This window comes from Candidatus Desulfolinea nitratireducens (assembly GCF_982879505.1).
This window is the reverse complement of record NZ_CEYOSI010000270.1, coordinates 1-4,097: the sequence shown is the minus strand read 5'-3', so window position 1 is coordinate 4,097 and position 4,097 is coordinate 1. Positions and strand designations below refer to the sequence as shown.

Below are 4,097 nucleotides of genomic sequence, written 5' to 3'. Positions count from 1 at the left end.
GGCGTCCCGAGGGGCAAAATGCGCTGTGTATCACAACCGCCACCCCAAAAGGTCAATCGCTCACCATAATCTCTTTTGAGTTGCGCTGGATCCATGCCCCTGCAGGTGACCTGGACCGGATTTATTGAATCCAGCCCGGCCTCGATCAGGTCATCCAGCAGTGGTTCAATCCCCCCGCAGGAATGCAGATTGATGCTGAGATGCGGAGCGAGTTCCTTCGTGCGTTGCCACATTTTCGCGTGCCATGATTTGTAATAGCGCCGGTACATTTTCGGTGAGATCATCGGGCCTGTCTGCCCTCCAAGATCATCGCCGAATAAGATCACATCAATATAGGGACCGACCGCACCAAGCCATTTCTCCAATCGCGGCATATAGAAATCACAGAGTGCCTCTGAGAGCCGTTCACAGGCTTCAGGATGATAGCCCATATGCCTGAGATAAGTATCCATGCGGTAAAGAAATTGCGGCACTTCAAAGAGGTTCCCGCCAAAGATGCCAAGAATGGCGCGATCGGTCGATCCACGCAGTGTCCGGGCTCCCTCAGCAAGCTGCTGACACCCCTCATCCGTCAGCGGGATATGTCCACCCGGGGCCGGGATTCCGGTCCACATGGTGTATTTAAAGGCCTGCTCCAGATCTGAGAAATCCTGCTCCTCCGGATTTTCTTCCAACCAGGGCCAGTGGATTTGCTCAAAAAACATACAGCTTTCTTTTTGGATCGCCAGATCAATTCCGTCGTCAGAAAGCAGATAAGAGTCCCTGCCGCGCTTCTCAATATTGATAAAGGAGGGGATTTTGCAGGCCGTGCCATCAGGCAATACCCAATCCTTCCAGTCCTGATCCTCCAGCATGAAACCCCGACCCAGCTCGACGACATCAGATCCAACATAATCCAGGATCTCAGGTTCGACAATTGCCAACTGCTGGACCATGTCGTAGACGTAGATCTCCCCCGACGAAATCCCCAAAGCTTTCTTCAATTTTGCGTAGGCAATTGCCGCAATCCCACTGGACCGATGACTCCCGAAATCGATCGGCACGCGGTCCGGTTGTTGATGATCCAGGGCAGATTTGATTCGCTCACGTGAGTTCATTTACATTTTCTCCTGCCGAAGGTTTTGCGTTTGTCCTGATGACTTGAAACAAGCCGGGTACCCGCGGATTTGTTGGACGTGGACAATCTTGATTATACGATAAAGGTTCAGACCAGGATTAACTCAATTTAGCGGGCAAACGCCCGATAGGGATTGTCCTGAGTTAGTTGACGGATCGTACCCTCATCCACCCCCTCAGCCCGCAGTTTGGGGAGAAACTGATCTGAAAGATAGGTGTATGGTTTGGGAATCCCGCCCCCCGGCAGTGCTGGATCATACCAGCCCCGGTCATGACTGAGCAGCAACTGATCACCCAATCCAGCGTCCAGGAGGCGGAGGATATTCTGCAGATCACCCTCATCATTATCCCCAATTGTGTCATACTCAAGCCAGGCTCCACGTCGCGCCATTTCAAGGTGCAAATTAAAATCCTGTTCTTTTTGGGTGTGGATCCAGATAAATCGGTCGGGGGCATACCCCATCTTCTCAATAAGATTAAGTTGATCCCGAACCACCCGGCCCTGGATAGTGTGGCTTCCAATGATGGCATTTGTTTCCCGGCCCGCAGTTGCAGCCGCCCGCAAGATTTTGCTTTCACAGGCTGTTAATCCCTGATCCCCTGCGCTCAGCTTAATCCAGCCGGCTTGCACTCCACTACCCTCAATTTCACCTTGTAATTCGCTCAACATCCACTCGGCCAATTTGGCTTCACTGGCCGCATGTGCCCAGTCAGGAACCCAGGGCTCACGATAAATACCGGTCGGAATTACGATGGGTAGATTAGTGGCCTTGGACACAGCCAGATCAATATCCACCCGGCGACCCACGCCGATGGTACTGCATTCAACAATCGCGGTTACACCAACTTCCCGGGCCTTTGCAATTTCCGGAGCCATGAGCTGGATCACATCTTCAACTTCGGCCTGGGCATAACCCGGCGTATCCCAGGTTCGAAGGTCGACAAAAATATGCTCATGAGGCAAAATCATCCCCAGTTCAGCAGGGCTTTTATGGCCCAAAGTGGTAATTAAATTTGGCATAATCCTCTCGCCATATCGCTATATATACTATTTTTATTCCAACAACAAACCCATCAGATGGACATCAACATAATCAGCATCCAGCTCCCTTTTCATATACTTCCGCAGGGTACCCTCCGCTTCAAATCCTAATTTCTTATAGAAACTTATCGCTCGATGATTATCTGCTTCAACCCTCTACTCGATTCTTCTGACACCATCCACTCGTAAATCTCTGATCAGCTCCTGCATGATTTTCGTCCCAATTCCCCTGCCCTGATATGATCGCTTTATCCCAAATGCGCCAATAGCTGGTGTAGCGAATGATGGGGTAGCTGGGCTTTGTTAGGCCGCAAATTCCGTTGAGCCCTATATCAAACTACTTATCAAAAGAAGGTGTTTCTCAATTAAAGCTTCTGTCTCTTATAAATGATGCTAGTATCGTGGATCGGTTTATCAGTTTTATCCGGAACCTTGTACTTAGCGGACGATTTTACAACAGGGAATTCTTCTTCCCCAAACACTAAGTGAAAGTTAGCCAAGGTAATAACATCACCTTTGGATAATATATATCTGTCAATCTTGTTTCCATTCACATACGTTCCGCCAGTTGAATCAAGATCAATTACCTCAAAACGTTCTTTTTGATATCTTATCTCAGCATGCTTACGTGATACTTTAGAATGTTCAATAATGAGATCATTGTCTCTAGCACGACCAATTTTTATGATAGCCTGGTTAAATTTAAATAGTGACGAATTTTCCATGACAAGTAAAGCAGCAGGGAGTTTTATTTCTTCTGTGCACATATATATCCTCCAAGTAGTCTCACGCTACCTCAGTCCATTTATATTCAGTATATTTGATATTCATCTAAAAACAAAACTATTTTTGCACCCAACAGTTTGTACCAGCCCCGCAGAGCGTTAGCGAGCTTATCCCTTCATCCCAACAACGAGCCAGGAAACGACTTCTCGCAATGCATCATAGGCCTTCAACCGTGCTTGATCAGTGCCATCAGCTTCGGCAGTTGCAATATGCTCTTCCATTTGATTGATGACCAATGGACCCATCGCCAAGAGTGCATCGGCGTTGGAGGCGGCATACTTTACCAGGACATAGCGAATGAGAGCAGGTACCGGAACACCCGTTGCTTGACTCAAGCCCTCAATAGTTGGGAGGGGGTCAGCGACGGTGTAATGAGCTACATCCTCTTTAAAGTTGGCGTGCGGATCATCTTCTTCCCAGGAATCGGTATATGGAGTAAGTTGCATGGTTTGTCCTTAGATGTGTAATTAGGCTTGCTGGAATTTAAACGTGGGCTATGTTCACTATAACGGTATCTGTTCAAGCTAGAATCAACTCACAAAAAGATTGCATCTCTGTCTATCTATATATTAATATCCGTAATGCTTCTTTTACCCTTTCTAAAAAGGAGCGATCTCTCCTATTTATTTCTTTAAGTTTTTGCTTTGTTAAGTACATTTTTTGAAGTTCTAATTTTCCATCCTCTTTTTGACTCATTCGAATACCTGAAATGTTTTGGGCTCTTTTACCGTCAGGATCGATTTTTATAGGTGCTTCAAACAAAAAACTTAGCAATCTGTTTCTGAATGGGCGCAAATCACCTAGCTGATACAAGTTTGTAGATGTTTGTACCAATGTTGGCATATAACCAAAATATTCAGCCACATTTTCAATCAATTCATGTACTTCATCAAACCCAATACGTAAAATACTAATACCGCATATTTCTTGGTCATATGTAAAATTCTTCCTTGATCGTTCTTTTGGGTTATCTGGGAACAATAATAATACTTTTTTTGATGGTCTGAGCTGAAGAAAGATGTGATCTACAAGGCCTGAATAATGTTGATCTAATATTCGATAATCACGAATTTTACTTCCGCCTGTATCCCAATATTGGACTAATAAATTTTCTATCTCATTTGGTAGATTATGCTTCTTAATATTTTTAATG

Annotated in this window: 6 protein-coding genes; all 6 read right to left on the bottom strand. The window is 45.9% G+C overall.

Features of this window, described 5'->3' with window-relative positions; translation table 11 throughout:
* Window positions 1-1,097: uroporphyrinogen decarboxylase family protein (locus AC3DOM_RS16260; RefSeq protein ID WP_487920090.1), on the bottom strand; the 1,097-nt coding region annotated here is incomplete at its 3' end.
* Between the two features lie 128 nt (window positions 1,098-1,225).
* A complete protein-coding gene (locus AC3DOM_RS16255) occupies window positions 1,226-2,137 on the bottom strand; it encodes a phosphotriesterase family protein (protein ID WP_487920089.1) in 912 nt (303 codons plus the stop codon).
* A gap of 177 nt (window positions 2,138-2,314) precedes the next feature.
* The gene (locus AC3DOM_RS16250) at window positions 2,315-2,425 is read right to left on the bottom strand and encodes a GNAT family N-acetyltransferase (RefSeq protein WP_487920091.1); all 111 of its coding nucleotides are present in this window, start codon (window positions 2,423-2,425) and stop codon (window positions 2,315-2,317) included.
* A gap of 98 nt (window positions 2,426-2,523) precedes the next feature.
* Entirely contained in the window at window positions 2,524-2,925 is a 402-nt protein-coding gene (locus AC3DOM_RS16245) for an FHA domain-containing protein (RefSeq protein WP_487920088.1), read from the bottom strand.
* Window positions 2,926-3,051: 126 nt separating this feature from the next.
* A complete protein-coding gene (locus AC3DOM_RS16240) occupies window positions 3,052-3,390 on the bottom strand; it encodes a DUF6027 family protein (protein ID WP_487920087.1) in 339 nt (112 codons plus the stop codon).
* 112 nt (window positions 3,391-3,502) lie between these two features.
* On the bottom strand, window positions 3,503-4,097 hold a 595-nt coding region (locus tag AC3DOM_RS16235; RefSeq protein ID WP_487920086.1), incomplete at its 5' end, for a hypothetical protein.

What these genes read in the sequence shown, in the direction of transcription:
- AC3DOM_RS16255 (WP_487920089.1), bottom strand. Translation starts at nt 2,137, where the DNA reads ATGCCAAATTTAATTACCACTTTGGGCCATAAAAGCCCTGCTGAACTG.
- AC3DOM_RS16245 (WP_487920088.1), bottom strand. Translation starts at nt 2,925, where the DNA reads ATGTGCACAGAAGAAATAAAACTCCCTGCTGCTTTACTTGTCATGGAA.
- AC3DOM_RS16240 (WP_487920087.1), bottom strand. Translation starts at nt 3,390, where the DNA reads ATGCAACTTACTCCATATACCGATTCCTGGGAAGAAGATGATCCGCAC.